This is a genomic window from Fodinibius sp. GM21, from assembly GCF_058386955.1.
Map to the genome: position 1 here is coordinate 505,336 of NZ_JBYEIQ010000001.1, position 20,414 is coordinate 525,749.

Here is a 20,414-nt window from a genome sequence, read left to right on the forward strand (position 1 = left end):
TGTAATGCCCCTCAATTTTGGGTGCTTAGCTCAGTTGGTTTAGAGCGCTACCCCGACACGGTAGAGGTCACTGGTTCGAATCCAGTAGCACCCACATACAGCTAAAGCCTGTTGCCCCATAGGGTATGACAGGCTTTTTCATTTTGACGGAAAAATTGGTGACAGATAGAAATGGCACAACGCAGAGAAGCACGAGAAGTAGTTTTACAGGCCCTTTATGCCAATGAGATAGGAAAAGGGAAATGGGAGGATATTATCAAATCGGTGATAAAACCGAGGTTGTCGAATGACACCGAGATCTTCAAATTTGCCGAGCGATTGTTTCTTAAAATCGTAAATAATCAAGATGAGATTGACGAAATTATCCAGAAGCATCTAAATAACTGGCGGTTGGGTCGACTCAATGCAATTGATCGTTTGTTGCTGCGTATAGCTATTACTGAGTTTCTATATTACGAGCAGATTCCAACCAAGGTATCCATCAATGAGGCTATTGAAATTGCTAAGAAGTATTCGACAAAGAAATCGGGGAATTTTATCAACGGCATTTTAGATTCTGCACTTGAACAGCTCAAAAGCGATGGCCGTATTAATAAAAAAGGCCGTGGACTTATTGAATCTTCCTTCAAATCATAAGGATATTCTATCGTGAGTGATCAGAAATATATAGCGATTGGTGATATCCATGGTTGTTTTCATTCTATGAAAGCTCTGTTGGAAAAGCTGGAGCCTTATTACGACCGTCAGTTCGTTTTTGTTGGGGACTACATAGATCGAGGTCCGGGATCTAAACAAGTCGTAGATTACCTGTTGGATTTTAGAGAAAAGGTTGACTGTGTTTTTTTGCGGGGTAATCATGAGCAGATGCTTTTGGATGCGCTCCATCAGAATAGAAAGGACTTATGGCTTATGAATGGGGGTAGGGCTACTATAGAATCGTATGAGCGAGAGGGGATAGAAATGAAGCTACCTGAAAGCCATAAGGAATTTTATGAAAATACGCGTTTGTATTACGACACCGAGCATTACTTTTTTGTCCATGCCGGCCTTTCACCCGCGAGAACGATAGCCGACAGCATTGAAGATGAAAATGAAGTACAGGAATTTTTATGGGAACGCTCTCATCTAAATGCGTTTGAAACTCCTTGGGAAAAAACGGTGGTATTTGGACATACGCCCCGCCCCAAACCTATTCAAAAAGAGAATATGATTGGCATAGATACCGGTTGTGTTTTTGATAGGGTGGGATACGGAAAATTAACAGCTGTGAAGTTGCCCGAAGAAGAATTTTTGCAGCAAACAGCAATCGACTGATTTTTTAATAACTAATTGATTAATATTTTTAACTACTTGTAATACATGAGTTTACGATGTGGAATTGTAGGACTTCCTAACGTAGGAAAGTCCACTTTGTTTAATGCGTTAAGTGATGCCGGTGCTGATGCGGCAAATTTCCCTTTTTGTACTATTGACCCCAATATCGGTGTAGTACCCGTCCCTGATGAACGGCTTGATACCTTGTATGATATTGTGGGATCGGAAGAAAAAATACCGACCAGCGTCGAATTTGTTGATATCGCAGGATTGGTAAAGGGGGCATCCGAAGGCAAGGGAAAAGGGAATGCTTTCTTATCTCATATACGCGAGGTGGACTTGATCGTGCATGTGGTTCGCTGTTTTGATGATGAAAACGTAGTACATGTTGAAGGAGATGTTAATCCCAAACGTGACATTCACATTATTGAAGATGAGCTTATCCTTAAAGATCTTGAAACCGTTGAAAAACGTTATGAAAAGCTCAAAAAGGAAGCCAAAAGCGGCGAAAAAGAGACTCTTCAAAAGCTGGAAATTGTGGAGCGACTAAAGGAGCATCTTGAAACGGGGAACGCTGCTCGTGCTTTCGATGCCGATGAAGAAGAGCGAAAGGCTTATCAAGAGTTGTTTCTGCTTTCTGACAAACCGGTGCTTTATGCTTGCAATGTTTCGGAAGAAGATCTTGATGACGGTAACGAATGGGTAGATGAGGTCAAAGAGATTGCCGCGCGTTTTGATGATGAAGTCGTAACCTTTTGTGCGAAAATCGAGGAAGAAATAGCCGAACTTGACGATGATGAACGGCAAATGTTTTTGGAAGAACTCGGAGTTGAAAGTGCCGGATTGGAGCGCTTGATTCGTGCGGCTTATAAAGAGCTGGGATTGATTACCTATTTCACCACAGGTCCAAAAGAAACACGAGCCTGGACCGTACGTAAAGGAGCCAAGGCACCCGAAGCCGCAGGGGTAATCCACAGTGATTTCGAACGTGGATTTATTCGCGCTGAAACGGTCAGCTATGAGACCTATAAAGAGCTCGGTTCAGAAAAGGCCGTTAAGAATGCCGGAGAAATGCGTCAGGAGGGAAAAGATTACATCGTCCAGGATGGAGATGTAATGCTTTTCCGTTTTAATGTCTGACGCTGGAGCATCGCTCAATTTTCTTTTGCAAACTGGTACACCATTTTTGGAAAGGTTCCAAAGTAATCAGTCTTTGGGTTAAAATCTTCGGTTCTTTGTATCATGCGAACCGCTACTATGTTTTCACTGGGATAAATGACTATATATTGACCAAGGTCACCGGATGCTTTATAACCAATAGCAGGGCCGCTGATTGATTTTGAATAAGGAGCTATGTCTCGGCCTAATGTGGCTTTACGAAATTCAACCATTTGTTTTCTATTTTTAAATTCACTTCGAATGGCATCTACTACGCCTCCTTGGGTGTCATATTCTCCTTTGATACTTTCCATTTTCGTTATAAAACGTTCCGGTACATCGGCTTCTTTCATTTCATTAATTTGTTCATCGCCTATGAGATATTTCTTATTTTTTTGAATTCGCCACCAAAGCAAACCGTATTCATTGGTATTTGAAGGTGTGTCATTTAACATTGTATTTATCCATTGTTTATCAATCAATTGGTTCCCATTCCAAGCACCTTTTTGCAGTACCAATTGACCAATTTTTGCCAGATCATAGGCGTGCATTTGCAACCCGGACATTGCTACATGATTTCCTTCCTCATCGGTTGCCCATTGGTAATCTGTGATATTCATCGTATTGAATAAATTCTTTTGTAGATAGTCATCAATAGGCTCACCAGTCACTTTTTTTATGATACCTGATAGAATATTCACCGCCTTGTTGTTGTAACTGAATGTCGATCCAGGATCATTGACGACGGAAGCACAGAGCCCGAGTTGGATTTTATCAGCTGCAGGATTTACCTCAACATTGGCATTTTTAACATTTTGTAGGCCGGAGGTATGGTTCATTAAATGTTTAATTGTTATGTCTTTTTTCTGACCTTGCTGCCATTCTGGATAATATTCGGCTACCGGCACATCAATGGAATCAATAACCCCATCAGAAAAAAGTTTTGTCATGGCCAGCCCAACTACCGACTTTGTAACTGACATGGTCTGTATTTTTTTGGTTTTATTGTCAGAGTAGAATTCCACAACCTTCTCACCGTCTTTGAGTACCACCAGTGCATCGGAGTTGGATTTCTTTGCTGATTTGAGAAGTGGTTTATATTCTTTTTCAACAACCTGTCCCATTAAAAGAGAAGGAAATACGCAAAGCAGTACAATGGCTTGTAGAGTAAGCTTTCTCATAATATGAATGAATTTTATTGTGAATAGCATCTTGATTACGAAAAGAGAAAGGTTCTGTTTCACGGAAATCCTTATGCTGTGACCACCTGTAAATAGCTATGGTAGGATAGGGAGTAACACTGATATGGAAATCTCACAATACACTCTTAAAATTGAGAAAAGGAGAGTGTTACTAACTTAACTTCAGGATAGAATCAATGTGCAGGTCAAAAATCGTCTTCTTGAGTAGCAGTTGTATCTTTTTTGATAAACGAGAATGATGCCGTATCGGCAGGTACATCAGAAGGTTCAATTCGGTCATGCACCACCCATGCATCCGGATACCGTTTTTTAATTAAACGGGAAAATCTATTGGCTTGTTCTCTGATTTGAAAATCTCCCACATGCACTTTGAATTGCGGTTGCCGAAATGAGACATAGGCATCCGCTTCATAGCCGGTAATAGTGGAATCGGACCACATCCGAAATGAATTGGCAACTGAATCAGCCTGTTCAACATTGCGGGTAGAAAGAATCTGTATGCGGTAGCCATCATATGGATTTCGATTGACCTGCTCTCCGGCTGAATCGGCCTTCAAATATATATCCGGGATATCCTGTTTTTGGGATAAATATACATCACTCAAGCTACTTCTGGTTGCATCAAGCATCGCTACAAATTTGGACAATGGTTCGTCGCCTTCAGTTGCAGTAGGATCTTCCTGATCGGGAGTTGTTTGCTCGGTTGTTTTACAACTGATGATTCCAACAACCAACAGGATAATAAAAGAGAGTGAAAAGCAGCGAGAAAAATAATTCATAAAATTAAAGGCCTACCGGATGCCACGTTGTTTTCGTTTCTTGGAAATCAGTGATGTAATAGGGAGATTGTGCTTCTTCTGACAGCCAATCCTCTATGGGTCTGCGTCTAACCCGCTTAAGGTTTAAAGTGGCGTTCTCCTCAATTTGTTTCCGTTGGTCTTGTTCAATGTCCGGATCGGTATAAAAGAATGCATTTACATCTTTATGGGTGGTCATATGTTCTAAAAGTTCATCTCTGAACCCCGTCAAAATATTGACTACTCCGCCGGGAACGTCCGAAGAATTAAGTACTTCTGCAAAACTGATGGCACTTAACGGATACTTCTCAGATGCCAGGATCACACAGGTGTTGCCACCTATGATAACTGGAGCCATCACAGAAACCAATCCTAAAAGCGGACGTTCTTCAGGCGCCCAAATATTTACGACACCCATCGGTTCAGGCATCGAAAAGTTAAAATGAGAGCTTGAAACAGGGTTTATGGTACCAAATACCTGCTGATATTTATCCGACCAGCCGGCATAGTAAATAAGACGGTCAATAGAAGCTTCAACTTCAGCTTTTGCCTTTTTTGTTTTATAACCAATCATTTCCAGCTCTTCTACAAATTGAGCTTTACGCGTTTCAAGCATTTCGGCGATGCGGTACAAAATTTGTCCACGGTTATATGCGCTGCGACCATTCCAGTCTTTCTGAGCATTGCGGGCTGCAACAACAGCATCTCTTAGATCTTTCCGGGAACATTGGCAGGCATTGGCTAAAATATTCTTATCTCCATCGTAGATCTTGTAATAACGTCCGGATTCTGTCCGTGGGAAATTGCCACCGACATATGTTTTATAGGTTTTTAAAACTTCAATTCTGTCAGACATAATATGCTATTTTAAAATCATTCTCATTTTAAGCGTAAGCCAGTAATGTATTTGGTTACTGCAATTTAACGTACGGATACAATCCCTGCAGACCGCCTTCACGACCTTCACCACTTTCTTTGTAGCCGCCAAAGGGAGAAGTAGGATCAAATTTGTTATACGTATTCGACCAAACCACGCCGTTACGAATTTCACTGCCGGTTTTGAAAATCTTGGATCCTTTATCCGTCCAAACACCACCAGCCAAGCCATAGGGGGTATTGTTGGCTTTTTGGATTCCTTCTTCGGCTGTACGGAATGTTTGAACGGTCAAAACCGGTCCAAAAATTTCTTCCTGTACAATGCGATTAGACTGCCCCACATTGGTGAACAGGGTGGGGCGACAGAAATAACCAGTCTCGGGAATTTGGCAGGAGCTTTGATACATCTCTGCACCCTCATTAACGCCAATTTCCAGATACTCGCTAATTTTGTTGTATTGCTGCTCAGAGTTAATGGCACCGATATCGGTATTCTTATCCAGTGGATCACCAACGATTAGCGTTTCCATACGGTCACGCAGTTTTTGGATTACGGTATCGGAAACCCCTTCTTGCACAAACAGGCGCGATCCGGCACAGCACACATGTCCCTGATTGAAGAAAATGGCATTAACGATACCCTCGACAGCTTGATCCAGCGGAGCATCTTCAAAAATAATATTCGGTCCTTTGCCACCAAGCTCAAGGGTATAGCGCTTGTCAGTCCCTGCCAACGATTTTTTGATGATCTTTCCGACTTCAGTAGATCCGGTAAATGCAATCTTGTCGATATCGTCATGATTGACAATTGCAGACCCCGTTTGTCCGGCACCAGTTACAATATTAACCACGCCATCGGGTAATCCGGCATCCTGACATAATTCTGCAAATTTTAGCGCTGTTAGGGAGGTCGTTTCTGCGGGCTTAAGAACAACAGTATTGCCCGTTGCAAGGGCAGGGGCAACTTTCCAGGCCAGCATTAGAAGAGGAAAGTTCCATGGAATAATTTGTCCCGCAACTCCGAGTGGTTCGGCTTTTTTGCCGGGAAAAGCGTAATCAAGCTTGTCAGCCCATCCTGCGTAGTAGAAGAAATGAGCAGCAGCAAGAGGCACATCGACATCCCGCGATTCTCGGATGGGCTTTCCGCCGTCCATACTTTCGAGTATGGCAAACTCCCGAGCACGTTCCTGAATAAGCCGGGCTAATCGGAAGATATACTTGCCCCGTTCTCTAGCTTCCAGTGTTGACCAGCTTTTGTCAAAAGCATGGCGTGCTGCTTTTACCGCTTTATTAATATCCTGCTGTGTAGCTTCGGCAAAAGAAGTTAACTTTTCTTCTGTGGCGGGATTCAATGAATCAAAATAGCGGCCTTTCTCGGGAGTAATGAATTCTCCACCGATGAATAGATCATACTGATCTTTATATTCCACGTGTTCTGCGCTTTGGGGGGCGTCATTATATTCCCAAAAACCATCAAAATTCAGTTTTGAACTTGGAGAAGTAGGTTTATAGGGTTTTTCTTCAACAGCTTCAGCTTGTTTTGAATCTTCAGACATAGCAATAAAATCTATAAAAGTTAATTAATCATAATCGTTGTATCAGGAACGTATGTAAACATCCGGCAGCAGTCTTGTTTAGTCATTTGAAAAGTATTCCACACCCTGATAGACTCCTGTTTGTTGTTTTACGATCTGCATTAACAGGTCATTGGTTAGTGAACTGGCGCCAAAACGGAAATATTCGGGGGTTAACCAATCAGTACCGAGTGTTTCCTTGACAAGCACTAAATATTGGATGGCTTGTTTGGCCTTACGGATGCCGCCCGCCGGTTTCATACCCACCATGCGTCCAGTATCATAAAAATAGTCACGAATTGCTTCAAGCATCACTAACGTTACCGGCTGTGTGGCGGCGGGTTTTACTTTTCCGGTGGATGTTTTAATAAAATCAGCACCGGCATGCATGGCCAAGTCGCTCGCTTTTCGTACGTTTTCATACGTTTGAAGTTCCCCGGTCTCTAAAATTACTTTTAAGTGAGCATCTCCACAGGCTTCTTTGACAGCCACGATTTCATCATACACATAGCTGTAATTGCCTTTCAAAAACTCACCGCGGGATATCACCATATCCACTTCATCAGCTCCGTCCTCGACCACTTGTTTCGTTTCCTCGATTTTGGCCTCAAGCGTACTCATTCCACTGGGAAATGCTGTGGCTACACTCGCAATATTGATGTCTGTTCCGCGTAGCGCTTTTTTAGCTACAGGCACCATATTAGGATAGACGCAGACGGCGGCAACAGTGGGAAGATCAGGAAGCGCAACATGAGGTTCCTTAGCTTTTTGACAAAGCTGGATCACCTTTCCCGGTGTATCCATACCCTCTAACGTGGTTAAGTCAATCATGCTGAGAGCCAGTTTCAGGGCCTGCACCTTAGATTCTTTTTTAATACTTCTGGAGTTGAGTCGAGCTACTCGTTCTTCAACGCCTACTTCATCGATGGGTACCGTTTTTGTGACTTCAGAAATCTTCAAAATGAAATTGTTCTTTGTTAATGCTGAAAGAGCGTCAAGTGCAGCATAAAAATGTACTTTTGTTTCCTTTTGAAGGTAAGAATAGATTGTAATTCCCCCAAAATATAACAATGATTTAATCGGGCTAATAAGTTTCTGAGGTTGTACAGCCTGTAGGTTTTTCCCTTATACCACGGGTGTACAAAATTTAGTATTCTGCAAAGCATAAATCTTAAAAGGGGAGGTCAAGTGAATGATATTGAGAGCTATGAGAAGGTATTAATTAATATGTCACCCAAACAATGGCCTGCATTTCTTATGGAGCACGCCTTTATTTCGGGAAATAAGATAAATGTTGAACTTGCAGAGACATTCGCCAGGGTAGGTACTTTGATGGATTTTAAACGATTTGTCCGCATAGACCACATTGAGGCACCTGAGGGAACAGCAGAGGCTTTTTTAACCTATTGCGGTGTTTTAGGATACGGAATGTACTTATCGAAATATTATGATCAGGGATTGCTTAATCAGCTGCGGGAGTGTGCAAATGATCCCAGACTTACTACTCGAAAAGCGGTTCTTAAAGCCTTGCGATATATCGGGCAAAAAAACTTTCATCGACTGATTGAGTACACTGCTGAATGGAAAAACGGAACGCCTCTGGAGCAGCGTGCCAGCTTGGCTGCTGTTTGTTGCGCTGAACTTTTAAAGGATGAGGAGTCAGTTCTTGAAGTCTTGGAGTTGTTGGAATGGGTTACAGCAACATTTGTAGGCAATTTTGTATGGAATCATGATTATAAAGTGTTGCAGGACGAGGTTGCCTGCTGTTGGGCCAGGGTGGTTGCTGACAATCCAATAAGGGGAAAACAAAAGATGGAGCGTTGGATGAAAGAAGAGTACCCAATGGTAAAAACTATTATGAAAAAAAGTTTGCTGAATGATTCGCTTCAGACTTGTGAACATGAATGGGCAAATGAGTGGCTTAGCAAGGTTAGAAAAATCAACTAGTGGTAAATCCCACATTAGTAATAGACTAAACAACTACAACTAAGATTTGTTTCTGGAAGATTAGAAATCTATACTGCAATAGTTGATTAATTTATTGGAAGCTTAGAGAGAGGTCCTTACTTCAGAGTTTTAGGGAGATGCTTTGAAGTAGTGCGCTTGGGGAGATGGGATAACACTCATCTCCCTTTTCTATATCGTCATTTTTTCTTGCCTGGCAGGCATATATTTTTTTAGCCATGAACTGATAATCTTGGCCACTTTCTCTTGTTTACCAATTTCCTCAAACAAGTGGGAAGCACTTGGAATAATGGCCAGCTGTTTTTGCCCTTTTACATACTTTAGTAAATGTTGGTTTATGTTTAAAGTTTGGAAATCAAGCTCACCTACAATAAACAAGCTTGGGCAGGATATTCCGGTAAGCTCTTTTCGAACGAGATCTACACGTCCACTTACCGAGATAATGGCCTCTACGATATGGGATGGCAACTTGTTTACAACTTCAATAGCAACGGCTGCTCCTGTTCCGCTTCCCAGATATGCGATATGTAATTTTTGATATTGTGAATGCCCGTTAATCCACTGGGTAGCTGTCAATAACCCCTCGGTTAAGAGTGTCATATCTTTAAGATTATCCGGCTGCTTGGCATTTCCTTCCCTTAAATCAAACATAAGTGTACCCAAACCTTCTTTTTGCAAATACTTGGCTATGGCGTGCTCATGTGGACTTTCTGATGTGTTTCCCCATCCATGGGCAAAAATAACTAAAGAGCGAGCCTTAACGGGTAAAACCATGGTACCGGTAATGTAAAAACTACGAAAAGGCAGTTGAAGTTTAATCTCGTACATATGATTACACTGTTTATAATTCTGATTTTCTATAGTTAAAATATCGAATTCTTATTAGTGACTTTAGAGGGTATTTAATCCTATCTGAAAGGAAAAATCGATGTTATGTAAGAAATACCCTGTAGGGATTTTCTTATTTCCTTTGTTTTGGTAGCAATAAATTGATGTGGGGAATATCCCCGCCTACTGTAAGGGAGGTTCTATTATATTACATATCTCAATTGGTTGGTATAATAATAAACGCAGCTTTCCCCTCTCATATCTGTGAGATGAAATATATATGAAGATGTGGATGTAATAATGACTTTTGTACGAATAAGGTGTATTATCTTATAAAAAGAGAGCAAATATGATACAGAATGAAATAACAGAAACTCCTGATCCCCGTCAGATTTTGGAGCACATAAATCAGGGGGTTATTAGTACAGATTTAGATGGGACTGTTACATTCTGGAATAGTGCATGCGAACAAATATTCGGCTATTCAAGCGAAGAAATGCTCAATAAGCCGTTAAGCAAAATATATCCTTTTGTAGCGGAACAAAGATATTACAAGGACATTCGAAAGTTAAATTCAGGAGAGGAAGTACAAGGACAATGGAAAAGTATTACTAAAGAGGGTGAAATAATCTGGGTTGATGTTTATGCCAGACCGCTGGTGGGTGATGATGGAAAGCCCGAGTCTATCATTGCTTCTGCACACGATATTGGCAAATTGAAGAAGATTGAACAGAAACTGGAAGAAAACAAAGCTCGGGCCCAAACAATTTTGGAGACAACGGTGGATGGAATAATTACTACTGATATTGAAGGTCGTATTCTGGATTTTAATCATTCTGCTTCTCGCATCTTTGGATATAGCGAAGAAGAAGTCATAGGTAAAAATGTGAATATACTTATACCGGAACCAAAAAGTTCGAGTGATAATTATGTAACGAGATATTCTGAAACAGAGGAAAAACGTGCGATTGGATACCGGAGAGAGATGGTTGGGCAGCGGAAAGATGGATCCACATTTCCGCTGGAGCTGTCGGTCAGTGAGGTTGAATGGGAAGGAAATCGACTGTTTACAGGAGTGGTTAATGATATCAGTGAACGCCGACGCCTTGAGCGGGAAATATTACGCATTTCAGAGGAAGAGCGCAGAAGTTTGGGGCAAGATCTGCATGACGGACTCGGCCAAATGTTGACCGGTATATATCTAATTAGCAAAAACTTAGCTAAAAAACTGGAGTCTAACGGGATACAAGGTGCTGGTGAAGTGCAGGAAATCGCTGATTTGATAAAAGAGGCTGATGAATATGCGAAGGCTTTGGCGCATGGATTGGTCTATATTGATTTTAAGAAAGAGGGGCTTGATACTGCATTAGATCAGTTGGCACAACAAGTAGAAAAACTTTTTGATGTACAATGCACAATTAATAATGAGCATGATATTAATATTCATAATAATATGCAGGGCATGCATTTATACAGAATAGCTCAGGAATCAATTAGTAATGCTGTAAAGCATGGGAAAGCCAGCAATATTGCGATAGATCTAAAAGAGGAAGATGGTTCTTTACAACTCTCAGTAAAGGATGACGGAATTGGATTTAGTGAATCCCAGAAGAACAAAAAGAAAAAAGGAATGGGTATAAATATAATGCGATATCGTGCGAGCATATTATCGGGCCGTATTGAAATTTTTGAAACCGAAGATCAGCTAACTAAAGTCGTATGTACCATTCCATATAACAATTAGAAAATAAGGTGAACTCTTATGTCAACCCAATTTAAAAAAAGTATTGTTGTAGTTGATGATCATCCTTTAATGCGTAAGGGACTTGCCCTTACCCTTGATTCTGATCCTGCATATGAGGTGATTGAGCAACTTGATCGCGGCGAAGAACTTATTCAAAGACTAGATGAACTCAGTCCCGATTTGATTATTGTGGATGTATCGCTTCCCGGGATGAGCGGCCTTGAATTGGTAAAACATATAATATCGCAAAAGGAAGACCAGAAGATGCTGGTTGTTTCACGACATGATGAATCGCTTTATGCTGAGCGGGTTATCCGGGCCGGAGCAAAAGGTTATGTGATGAAGCTGGAAGCCAGTGAAGTATTGCTTAAGGCCGTTAGGAAGGTTTTGAATGGCGGCATCTACGTTAGTGAGGAAGTAAGCGAGCGGTTACTGTTGGGAATGGCACGCGGTCAAAAGGAGGTGATGGAATCTCCCATTGAAAAACTTAGCGATCGCGAACTGGAAGTTTTTGAACTGACCGGCAAAGGCAACAGTACTCGTGATATTGCCGAAAAACTGCATCTCTCAGTAAAAACTGTGGAATCGTATCGCGCCCGCATAAAAACAAAACTTAACCTGGAGAATGCTACCGAGCTGATGGTTCATGCTGTTAAATGGGTGGAAAACGAGCATTCCGGTATTTATTAAAATATATTGATGACTGGGACTTGATATCCTTGTTGTCGGTTATAAAAAAGGGCGAAATTTGGTCAGTTTTGCGTAGGGAATTCACCTATTTGTAAAATTCTTTTTCACTTACAGCTCTACCATAGAACCTATTGCACATCTACTGCCTTGCATGTTTTATGTTCAACTTCAGTGGGATTTTCCCATGACATGACAACATAAATCACAAAAGAAAGGATAGGAGTTATTATGAAACAACTAACCAGATATCAGCCCACGACTGCCCCGGTAAGCAATTTGCGTAGAGAAATGGATCGCATTTTTAATGAGCTTATTCCCTTTAGCTGGAGACTTGATGAAAATGAAGCAGGAATGACTGCCTGGACCCCAACAACCGATATGTTTGAAACGGATGGAGAATATATTGTAGAAGTGGAGTTGCCAGGACTCTCCAAAAAAGATATTCAAATCAACTGCCAGGATAATGTGTTATCTATTGAAGGTGAACGTAAAAAAACTCACAAAGAAGAACGCCCGGGATATTTGCGTAGCGAGCGTTCATTCGGATCTTTCAAACGGTCTATAATTCTGCCGGCTTCAATTGTAGAAGATAAAGTAAAAGCCGTATTTAAAGAGGGCATATTAAGAGTAACCGTTCCAAAAGCTGAAAAAAGCAAGCGCAAAGAAGTACCTATTGAATAGTTAAAGATGCAATGTCAGGTTCTGGGGCTGCGTTTCAAGCGCAGCCCCTTTTAATATTTCATCAACGTAGACGGGTATGAAAAAAGTGGCACTAATAACGGGGGCAGCTTCTGGAATTGGCAAGGCAACAGCTTTTAAATTTGTTGAAAACGGATATCGTGTAGCTATTTCTGATTGTGATGAAAAGGGAGTTAATGTTGTTGGCCAACAAATTATAGAACGGGGAGGAGAGGCAATAGTAAAACCGTGCGATATTTCTGATCCCGGACAAGTTGCGTCAATGATAAAGTATGTAGTGCAAGAATTTGGTCAGCTTGATGTAGCCTGTAATAACGCGGGAATAGAAGGTAAAATGGCTAAAACAGCTGAGTACACTATTGAAGAATGGGATCACGTCCTCAATATCAATCTTAGGGGTCAGTGGCTATGTATGAAATACGAAATTCCTGAAATGATAGAACGGGGAGGAGTGGTCATTAATGTTTCTTCCATATTAGGAACCGTTGGTACAGCTCAGACACCGGCCTATACGGCAAGTAAACATGCCTTGGTGGGCCTTACCAAGGTTGCTGCTCTTGATTATGCTGAAAATAACATCCGAGTAAATGCCGTTGGTCCCGGGTACATCGAAACACCCATGCTTGAACGGGCTGGAATATTGTCAGATCCGGATATTAGAGCCAAAGCTGTAGGCTTGCATCCATTAGGAAGGTTGGGGACAGCCCGTGAAGTTGCCAACGCCATTGTTTGGCTTGCCTCTGAGGAAGCTTCATTTATAACAGGACATACCCTTTTAATTGACGGAGGATATATCGCTCAATAACTCAAGGAATAGATTATGGATAGCTCTCAAATACCATTTGTATATTGGCTGTACGATGTGGATCAAAATAATGTAGCAGAGGTGGGCGGGAAAAATGCATCTCTGGGAGAGATGTTGAAGCATCTAACAAGCAAAAATATTAATGTGCCACTGGGCTTTGCTACAACCTCAGAATGTTATCGTAAGTTTATTGATGATAATGATTTAAGAGAACCAATTAAAAATTATTTAGATCAATATCACCGCCAGAAAATAACCGTGGAGGAAGCCGGTAGAGCAATTCGAAAACTTATTGGAAATGGGATATTTCCAATCTCTATTGCCGAAGATATCCGCAATTTTTACCGGCAGTTATGTGAAAGATATGATATGCCAAGTGTGGATGTTGCGGTCCGCAGTAGTGCGACGGCTGAAGATCTGCCCGGTGCAAGTTTTGCAGGATTACAGGAAACCTATCTGAATATTCGAGGCGAAGAAGACCTATTGAAAGCATGTCGTAAGTGTTATGCCTCATTATTTACCGCTCGAGCTATAGTTTATCGCGAAGAAAAAGGATTTGATCATTTTAAGGTTGCTCTTTCGGTTGGGGTTCAGAAGATGATCAGGGCCAATAATTCTTGTTCCGGAGTCATTTTTACGCTGGATACGGAATCGGGATTTCCCGAAGTCGTTATCATCAATGGGGCCTGGGGACTGGGTGAAAATATTGTTCTTGGAGTGGTAAATCCCGATGAGTACACTGTTTTTAAACCTCTTCTCGATAAAAAGAGACTCACGCCAATACTTGAAAAAAAGCTGGGCAGTAAAGAGCAAAAACTGATTTATGCATTCAATGAAGACAGCAGAGTTCAAAATATTTCTACAACGGCCGAGGAACGGACTGCATTTGTATTATCGGACGACGAAGTTTTGATGCTTGCTCGCTGGGCTTCTACCATTGAAAAGCATTATGGGTACCCAATGGATATTGAATGGGTAAAGGATGATCGAACAGGGGAGTTATATATTGTTCAGGCACGACCCGAAACAGTTCATTCCATGGATCAAGATCAGCAAACTTTTCAGAACTACGTTTTAAAAGAGAAAGATGTTTCTCTTTTACTAACAGGACTAAGTATTGGTAATAAAATCGTTAACGGCACGGTAAAAAAAATTCATTCGGTTGATGATCTTGCCGATGTGAATAGCGATGATATTTTGGTTACTCAAATGACTGAGCCCGATTGGGTGCCTTCAATGAAAAGGGCTGCCGGCATTATTACCGATGCAGGAGGACGCACCTGTCATGCGGCTATTGTAAGTCGTGAGCTTGGTATACCTGCTATAGTGGGTACACAGCATGGCACTTCTATATTAAAAAACGATCAGTCTGTAACGCTATCGTGTGCCGAAGGAAATGAGGGGAAAGTTTTTGATGGGTTGCTGGATTATCAGGTCGAGGAGATTAATTTGGGCAAACTTCGAGTTCCTGAAACCAAGATTATGCTCAACCTGGCGGTTCCGGAATCGGCCTTTAAATGGTGGAAAATGCCCGTTCAGGGTGTTGGGCTGGCTAGGATGGAGTTTATTATCAATCAACATATTAAGATTCATCCAAAGGCATTAATTAATTTTGATAAGGTGTTACAGGAGCATGATCGAGAAAAAATCCGAAAGTTAACCCGTGGTTATGAGGACAAAACCACATTTTTTGTAGACCAGCTTTCCCAGGGGATTGCCAAAATAGCCGCTTCTCAATATCCCAATCCGGTAATTGTACGCACCAGTGATTTTAAGACCAACGAATATGCCGATCTGTTGGGTGGAAGCATGTTTGAGCCTAAAGAATCAAATCCGATGCTGGGATGGCGAGGTGCTTGCCGCTATTACAGTGAAGGATATGCCGAAGGATTTGCATTGGAGTGTAAGGCACTGAAGAAAGTCCGCGAGCAAATAGGACTGGACAACGTCATTGTTATGATCCCGTTTTGTCGCACGATTGATGAGGCCAAAAAAGTGTTAAAGGTCATGAAATCGCATGGGCTTAAACGTGGTCAAAAAGGACTTCAGATCTATATGATGAGTGAAATTCCTTCAAATGTAATTTTAGCTCGTGAATTTGCTAAATATTTTGATGGATTTTCTATTGGGTCCAATGATTTGACTCAACTGATTTTGGGAGTGGATCGCGATTCCGCAGAGTTGTCGTACCTGTTTGACGAAAAAAATGAAGCGGTCAAAGAAGCCATCAGGCAAATAATTGATCGAGCTCATGAAAAGGGGATTACGGTCGGCTTCTGCGGACAGGCACCGAGTGATGATCCAGCTTATTCAGCATTTTTAGTTGAGGCAGGTATCGATTCTATATCCGTAAATCCCGATAGTGTGGTAGATGTATTGCAGGCTGTCGGTAAGGCAGAGAAAAAGGTGAGGGCTGCCCATGTATAGCACGAAAAATCATACCGCAAAAGATCTGTCGCAAGATAAGCAGGTTAAAGAAACAAGCAGTGGAAGGGTTATTCGTATTCGCGGAAGTGTCATAGATGTTTTGTTTGATGATGAATTGCCTGCTATAGATACCAAGCTCATTATTAAGCGTGAAAATGCTGTTGGAGTAGTTGCGGAAGTCGTTGCTCACATAGATGGTAAAACAGTTCGTTGCATGGCCCTGCATCCCACTCAGGGATTATCCCGAGGGATGGAAGTTCAAAATAATGGTGAGCCCCTTAGTGTGCCGGTAGGCAGAGAGCTGCTGGGGAGAGTGGTTAATATTTTTGGTGATCCGCTTGACTTTGGAGATCCGATAACGGCCCAAAAAAAATCGATACACAGTAAAAGCATTCCGCTGACCTCACATTCCCGAAGCAGCGAAATTTTACATACGGGCATAAAAGCGATAGACCTTTTAGCGCCTATTCAGCGTGGTGGTAAAGCCGGATTGTTTGGCGGAGCCGGAGTCGGAAAAACGGTGCTCATCATGGAATTAATCCGTAATATTGTGGAGGGATATCAGGGGATAAGTATTTTTTGTGGCATTGGGGAGCGTTGTAGAGAAGCTGAAGAGTTGTATCGAGAAATTAGTGAGTCAGGAGTGCTCCCTAATACATTGATGTTGTTTGGTCAAATGAATGAAGCCCCGGGGGCACGGTTTCGAGTGGGACATGCTGCTTTAACAATGGCAGAGTATTTTCGAGACTGTGAACGTCGTGATGTTTTGCTCCTTATTGATAATATTTTCCGTTTTGTACAGGCAGGGGCAGAAGTTTCAGGTTTGATGGGGAAAATTTCCTCCCGCATGGGATATCAGCCGACCATGGGAACAGAACTTGCAGAGCTTGAAGAACGAATAAGCAGTACTAAAAACGGAGCCATTACTTCGGTACAGGCGGTTTATGTTCCAGCTGATGATTTTACTGATCCGGCAGTAGTACACACCTTTGCTCATCTTTCCGCATTTATAGTGCTTTCCAGAGAACGGGCCAGCCTTGGTTTATATCCGGCCATAGATTTGCTTGAATCGGGATCAAAGATGCTTTCACAAGCCGTTGTGGGGCAACGCCATTACCGAATTGCGCAGCAGGTTAAAGAGACTTTGGCGTATTATGAGGAGCTGAAAGATATCATTTCGATGCTGGGATTAGAAGAGCTGGCTCCGGAAGATCAGCGTTTGGTAAAACGAGCACGTCGGCTGGAGCGTTTTTTTACTCAGCCGTTTTCGGTTACCGAACAGTTTACGGGGACCGAAGGGGTAATGGTATCACTTGAAGATACTATCGAAGGGTGTGACGCTATTTTGCAGGATGAATTTCCGGATATGGATGAACAGGATTTTTACATGATTGGATCGATTAAAAGTGCAATAGATAAGAAGGTATGAGTGATAGGCATATGACATTGAACATTATGACACCGGAACAAAAGAAGACGTTCCAGGGAGTTGAAAAAATTATAGCCGAAGCACAGAATGGTTCATTCTGTTTAAAACCACGCCATATCGATTATGTATCAGCACTGGCTCCGGGAATACTGAATTTTATGATTGGTGAGAAGGAAACTTTTATGGCTATCAATTCAGGAATTCTCATAAAGCAAGCTGACCACGTTTTTATATCTGTACGGCACGCCATAGAAGGGCACAATCTTGATGATTTGGAAAGGGTCGTTCAAGAAGAATTTTATGTATTAGATAAGAAAGAACAAGAAACACAAATAGCACTTGAACAGCTACAGGCTGATTTTATTCGACGGTTTGTAGAGCTGCAAAAAATCAGGAATTAACGTCGTATGTAATATGGCTGAACAAGATCACAAAACCGAAAAGCAGTTTGAAGAGCAGATAAAAGAAAAATCCCGGCGTAAGATTGAGGCACGCAAGCAGAAAGATCGTGGTCTTTGGTACGGGGTTGGCATGTTTGGTCTTGTAGGATGGTCGGTTACTATGCCAACGTTGCTTTTTCTTGCGTTGGGTATATGGATTGATGCTCGATATCCAAGCCAGTATTCATGGACGTTGATGCTACTTGTGATTGGTATTGCCATAGGCTGTTTAAATGCTTGGTATTGGGTTAGCAGTGAGAGTCAACAAAAATGATAAAATATAAGGGTGTTGGTTATGGGTACGATATTCGCAGTTTTAGTCAGTTTTTTAGCAGGCATTGCAATGGGATATCTATTTTTCTGGGGACTCTGGAAAACCGTGGAATCCATACCAACAATAAAACATCCCTATTTCTGGATTTTTGTCAGCTTTTGTATTCGTATGACCATCGTTTTATCCGGATTTTATTTGTTGCTAAGGGTACAATGGCAGCTGATGGCCGTGGCATTACTCGGGTTTATTTTTGGCCGATTAGCGGTCACTCGAAAAACAATGGATCACTCAAAACCAATAAAAAGCGAATGATGTGGATACTGACATATCAATACCCAAGTATGATTATAATTTCTAATAAGGTAATCCATGGAGCTAACTACTGATCAGATCATTTTTTGGGAGTGGGGTATTGTCCGTATTACCGCTACGCTGGTGTACACTTGGGTAGTTATGGTGGTTTTGGTAAGTGGATCGTGGTTGATAAGTCGAAAACTACAATCTGATATTCAAATGAATCGGTGGCAAAACTTTTTGGAAGTACTTGTATCGATGATTAAAGATCAAATTCGAGAAGCAAGTCAGCAAAACCCGAACTACTATTTACCTTTTATCGGTACGCTTTTTTTATTCATTCTTGCATTAAACGTCTTAGATATTTTTCCGGGGATTTCAGCCCCCACAACATCATTGTCAACTACAGCGGCTTTAGCCAGCTGTGTATTTATAGCAGTGCCAATTTTTGGAATCGCCCGGCAAGGAGCAAAAGAATATTTTGCTCATTATATGCGGCCTTCACCCATTATGTTGCCCTTTAATATTATCGGAGAGCTTTCTCGTACTATTGCGTTGGCAATACGATTATTTGGAAATATGATGAGCGGAAGTCTGATTGTTGCCATTTTATTGAGCTTGGCACCGTTATTCTTTCCGGTATTAGTACAGGCGTTCGGGTTACTGATTGGTGTTATCCAGGCTTATGTGTTTTCAATTTTAGCTTTGGTGTATATTGCATCAGGACAGCGGGCCCATGAAGCTGACGAAAGTAGTTTATCAACAGAAATAAAAAAAGATTAGTAGTCTAATTTTAAAAAAATAGAGAGTAATTATGGATTCAGTTAGTATCATCGGTATGGTATCAATTATTATTGCGGGCGTTACTATTGCTGTTGGATCAGTGGGGCCGGCACTTGGAGAAGGGAGAGCCCTTTCACAGGCGTTAAATGCTATTGCTCAACAGCCGGATGAGTCGAACACAATTACGAGAACTCTTTTTGTGGGACTTGCAATGGTAGAATCTACCGCTATTTACTGTTTTGTGATCTCATTAATTTTAATTTTTGCAAATCCTTTCTGGGATTATGTGATTCAGCTCGGTGGAGGATAGCGTGCAATTCGATTGGTTCACATTTGTTTCTCAGGTCATCAACTTTTTGATCCTCATTTGGTTGCTGCAACGTTTTCTGTTTAAGCCAATCAATAAGGCTATGGCCGATCGTGAGCAAAAAATCATTTCCGAACTTGAAGAAGCAAGGCAAACAAAATTGGATGCGGAACAACAGGAGCAAGAGCTAAAGAACCGACTTAATCAATTTGAAGAGCAAAAAGATGAGTTATTGGGAGATGCTCGAAAGCATGTTGAAGAAAAACGAAAACAATGGCTCGACGATTTGCGGGCGGAGATGATGGAGGTTCGCAATCGCTGGGAAGAAGCACTTGAAACGGAAAAGAAGTTATTTCTCGATCAATTAAGCAAAGAAACAGCAGCTCAAATTATCGATTTGATTGAACGGGTTCTACAAGATTTATCAGAACGTAACCTCGAGGAGCAAACCGTAGATTATTTCTGTGAAAGATTGGAACAGCTTCCGGATGAAAAGAAACAGCAGCTACAAAAAAATAGTCAGGCCCAACAGGTTAATAAGGCAGAAATAAATAGCTCGTTTCCATTGACCGGAGATCAAAAACATAAACTCACGAATTTACTGCGACAAGTTTCTGAAACAGAACTCGAAATTGCGTTTAAGCAATCCGATGAATTAGGATTTGGGATAGAAATTAATCTAAAGGGTTGGAGCATGACCTGGAACCTTGCAAGGTATATTGAACAACTCACGAAAGAGATCGATCAATTTTTGGTTGAGCAGTCAACTATTGATCAAGTTGCAGAATCAGAGTCAGTAAAATGACAT

At 41.5% G+C, this 20,414-nt stretch carries 22 protein-coding genes and 1 tRNA gene; 17 read left to right on the top strand and 6 right to left on the bottom strand.

Features of this window, described 5'->3' with window-relative positions; genetic code table 11:
- Positions 1-19: 19 nt before the first annotated feature.
- The 4 genes from ACT3IB_RS01950 (at position 20) to ychF (ending at position 2,454) form a co-directional block, all read left to right on the top strand.
- Positions 20-94 (top strand) — tRNA-Val (locus ACT3IB_RS01950).
- Positions 95-171: 77 nt separating this feature from the next.
- Positions 172-636 carry a transcription antitermination factor NusB gene (gene nusB / locus ACT3IB_RS01955; protein WP_491537338.1) on the top strand — a complete coding sequence of 155 codons (465 nt, stop codon included), beginning with the start codon at positions 172-174 and terminating at the stop codon, positions 634-636.
- Between the two features lie 12 nt (positions 637-648).
- The gene (locus tag ACT3IB_RS01960) at positions 649-1,314 is read left to right on the top strand and encodes a metallophosphoesterase family protein (RefSeq protein ID WP_491537339.1); all 666 of its coding nucleotides are present in this window, start codon (positions 649-651) and stop codon (positions 1,312-1,314) included.
- 45 nt (positions 1,315-1,359) lie between these two features.
- Positions 1,360-2,454: a redox-regulated ATPase YchF gene (gene ychF, locus ACT3IB_RS01965; protein WP_491537340.1), complete on the top strand. Its 1,095-nt coding sequence runs from the start codon at positions 1,360-1,362 to the stop codon at positions 2,452-2,454.
- A gap of 14 nt (positions 2,455-2,468) precedes the next feature.
- On the opposite strand, the gene ACT3IB_RS01970 is transcribed toward ychF, so the two are convergent.
- From ACT3IB_RS01970 to deoC, 5 genes are all read right to left on the bottom strand, one after another.
- Entirely contained in the window at positions 2,469-3,653 is a 1,185-nt protein-coding gene (locus ACT3IB_RS01970) for a serine hydrolase domain-containing protein (RefSeq protein WP_491537341.1), read from the bottom strand.
- A gap of 206 nt (positions 3,654-3,859) precedes the next feature.
- Entirely contained in the window at positions 3,860-4,453 is a 594-nt protein-coding gene (locus tag ACT3IB_RS01975; RefSeq protein WP_491537342.1) for an SPOR domain-containing protein, read from the bottom strand.
- Between the two features lie 4 nt (positions 4,454-4,457).
- Positions 4,458-5,327, bottom strand: coding sequence for an aldehyde dehydrogenase family protein (locus tag ACT3IB_RS01980; RefSeq protein ID WP_491537343.1), 870 nt, complete (start codon positions 5,325-5,327; stop codon positions 4,458-4,460).
- A gap of 55 nt (positions 5,328-5,382) precedes the next feature.
- Positions 5,383-6,903, bottom strand: coding sequence for an aldehyde dehydrogenase family protein (locus ACT3IB_RS01985; protein WP_491537344.1), 1,521 nt, complete (start codon positions 6,901-6,903; stop codon positions 5,383-5,385).
- A gap of 78 nt (positions 6,904-6,981) precedes the next feature.
- The gene (gene deoC, locus ACT3IB_RS01990; protein WP_491537345.1) at positions 6,982-7,881 is read right to left on the bottom strand and encodes a deoxyribose-phosphate aldolase; all 900 of its coding nucleotides are present in this window, start codon (positions 7,879-7,881) and stop codon (positions 6,982-6,984) included.
- A gap of 267 nt (positions 7,882-8,148) precedes the next feature.
- Here deoC and ACT3IB_RS01995 point away from each other — a divergent pair, with 267 nt between their 5' ends.
- Positions 8,149-8,868, top strand: coding sequence for a hypothetical protein (locus tag ACT3IB_RS01995; RefSeq protein ID WP_491537346.1), 720 nt, complete (start codon positions 8,149-8,151; stop codon positions 8,866-8,868).
- A 189-nt stretch (positions 8,869-9,057) separates the two neighbouring features.
- Here the strand turns inward: ACT3IB_RS01995 and ACT3IB_RS02000 are convergent, their stop codons facing one another.
- Complete coding sequence (locus ACT3IB_RS02000) at positions 9,058-9,714, bottom strand: dienelactone hydrolase family protein (RefSeq protein ID WP_491537347.1); 657 nt, start codon at positions 9,712-9,714, stop codon at positions 9,058-9,060.
- A 349-nt stretch (positions 9,715-10,063) separates the two neighbouring features.
- Between ACT3IB_RS02000 and ACT3IB_RS02005 the strand changes: the two genes are divergently transcribed.
- From ACT3IB_RS02005 to ACT3IB_RS02060, 12 genes are all read left to right on the top strand, one after another.
- A complete protein-coding gene (locus tag ACT3IB_RS02005) occupies positions 10,064-11,458 on the top strand; it encodes a PAS domain-containing sensor histidine kinase (RefSeq protein WP_491537348.1) in 1,395 nt (464 codons plus the stop codon).
- An 18-nt stretch (positions 11,459-11,476) separates the two neighbouring features.
- A complete protein-coding gene (locus ACT3IB_RS02010; RefSeq protein ID WP_491537349.1) occupies positions 11,477-12,148 on the top strand; it encodes a response regulator in 672 nt (223 codons plus the stop codon).
- A 228-nt stretch (positions 12,149-12,376) separates the two neighbouring features.
- The gene (locus ACT3IB_RS02015; RefSeq protein WP_491537350.1) at positions 12,377-12,829 is read left to right on the top strand and encodes an Hsp20/alpha crystallin family protein; all 453 of its coding nucleotides are present in this window, start codon (positions 12,377-12,379) and stop codon (positions 12,827-12,829) included.
- Positions 12,830-12,905: 76 nt separating this feature from the next.
- Positions 12,906-13,652 (top strand): SDR family NAD(P)-dependent oxidoreductase, encoded by a 747-nt coding sequence (locus tag ACT3IB_RS02020; RefSeq protein ID WP_491537351.1) that lies wholly within the window; start codon positions 12,906-12,908, stop codon positions 13,650-13,652.
- Between the two features lie 15 nt (positions 13,653-13,667).
- Positions 13,668-16,079 (top strand): phosphoenolpyruvate synthase, encoded by a 2,412-nt coding sequence (gene ppsA, locus ACT3IB_RS02025; protein ID WP_491537352.1) that lies wholly within the window; start codon positions 13,668-13,670, stop codon positions 16,077-16,079.
- Positions 16,072-17,508, top strand: coding sequence for a F0F1 ATP synthase subunit beta (gene atpD, locus ACT3IB_RS02030; RefSeq protein ID WP_491537353.1), 1,437 nt, complete (start codon positions 16,072-16,074; stop codon positions 17,506-17,508). The genes ppsA and atpD overlap by 8 nt, the downstream gene beginning before the upstream one ends.
- Complete coding sequence (locus ACT3IB_RS02035; RefSeq protein ID WP_491537354.1) at positions 17,505-17,909, top strand: F0F1 ATP synthase subunit epsilon; 405 nt, start codon at positions 17,505-17,507, stop codon at positions 17,907-17,909. Before atpD ends, ACT3IB_RS02035 begins: the two co-directional genes overlap by 4 nt.
- 13 nt (positions 17,910-17,922) lie before the next feature.
- On the top strand, positions 17,923-18,222 hold the full coding sequence (locus ACT3IB_RS02040) for an AtpZ/AtpI family protein (protein WP_491537355.1): 300 nt from the start codon (positions 17,923-17,925) through the stop codon (positions 18,220-18,222).
- A 21-nt stretch (positions 18,223-18,243) separates the two neighbouring features.
- On the top strand, positions 18,244-18,534 hold the full coding sequence (locus tag ACT3IB_RS02045) for an N-ATPase subunit AtpR (RefSeq protein ID WP_491537356.1): 291 nt from the start codon (positions 18,244-18,246) through the stop codon (positions 18,532-18,534).
- 57 nt (positions 18,535-18,591) lie between these two features.
- On the top strand, positions 18,592-19,299 hold the full coding sequence (locus ACT3IB_RS02050) for a F0F1 ATP synthase subunit A (protein WP_491537357.1): 708 nt from the start codon (positions 18,592-18,594) through the stop codon (positions 19,297-19,299).
- Positions 19,300-19,330: 31 nt separating this feature from the next.
- Positions 19,331-19,609, top strand: coding sequence for a F0F1 ATP synthase subunit C (locus tag ACT3IB_RS02055; RefSeq protein ID WP_491537358.1), 279 nt, complete (start codon positions 19,331-19,333; stop codon positions 19,607-19,609).
- A 1-nt stretch (position 19,610) separates the two neighbouring features.
- Complete coding sequence (locus ACT3IB_RS02060; protein WP_491537359.1) at positions 19,611-20,411, top strand: F0F1 ATP synthase subunit B family protein; 801 nt, start codon at positions 19,611-19,613, stop codon at positions 20,409-20,411.
- Positions 20,412-20,414 lie beyond the last annotated feature (3 nt).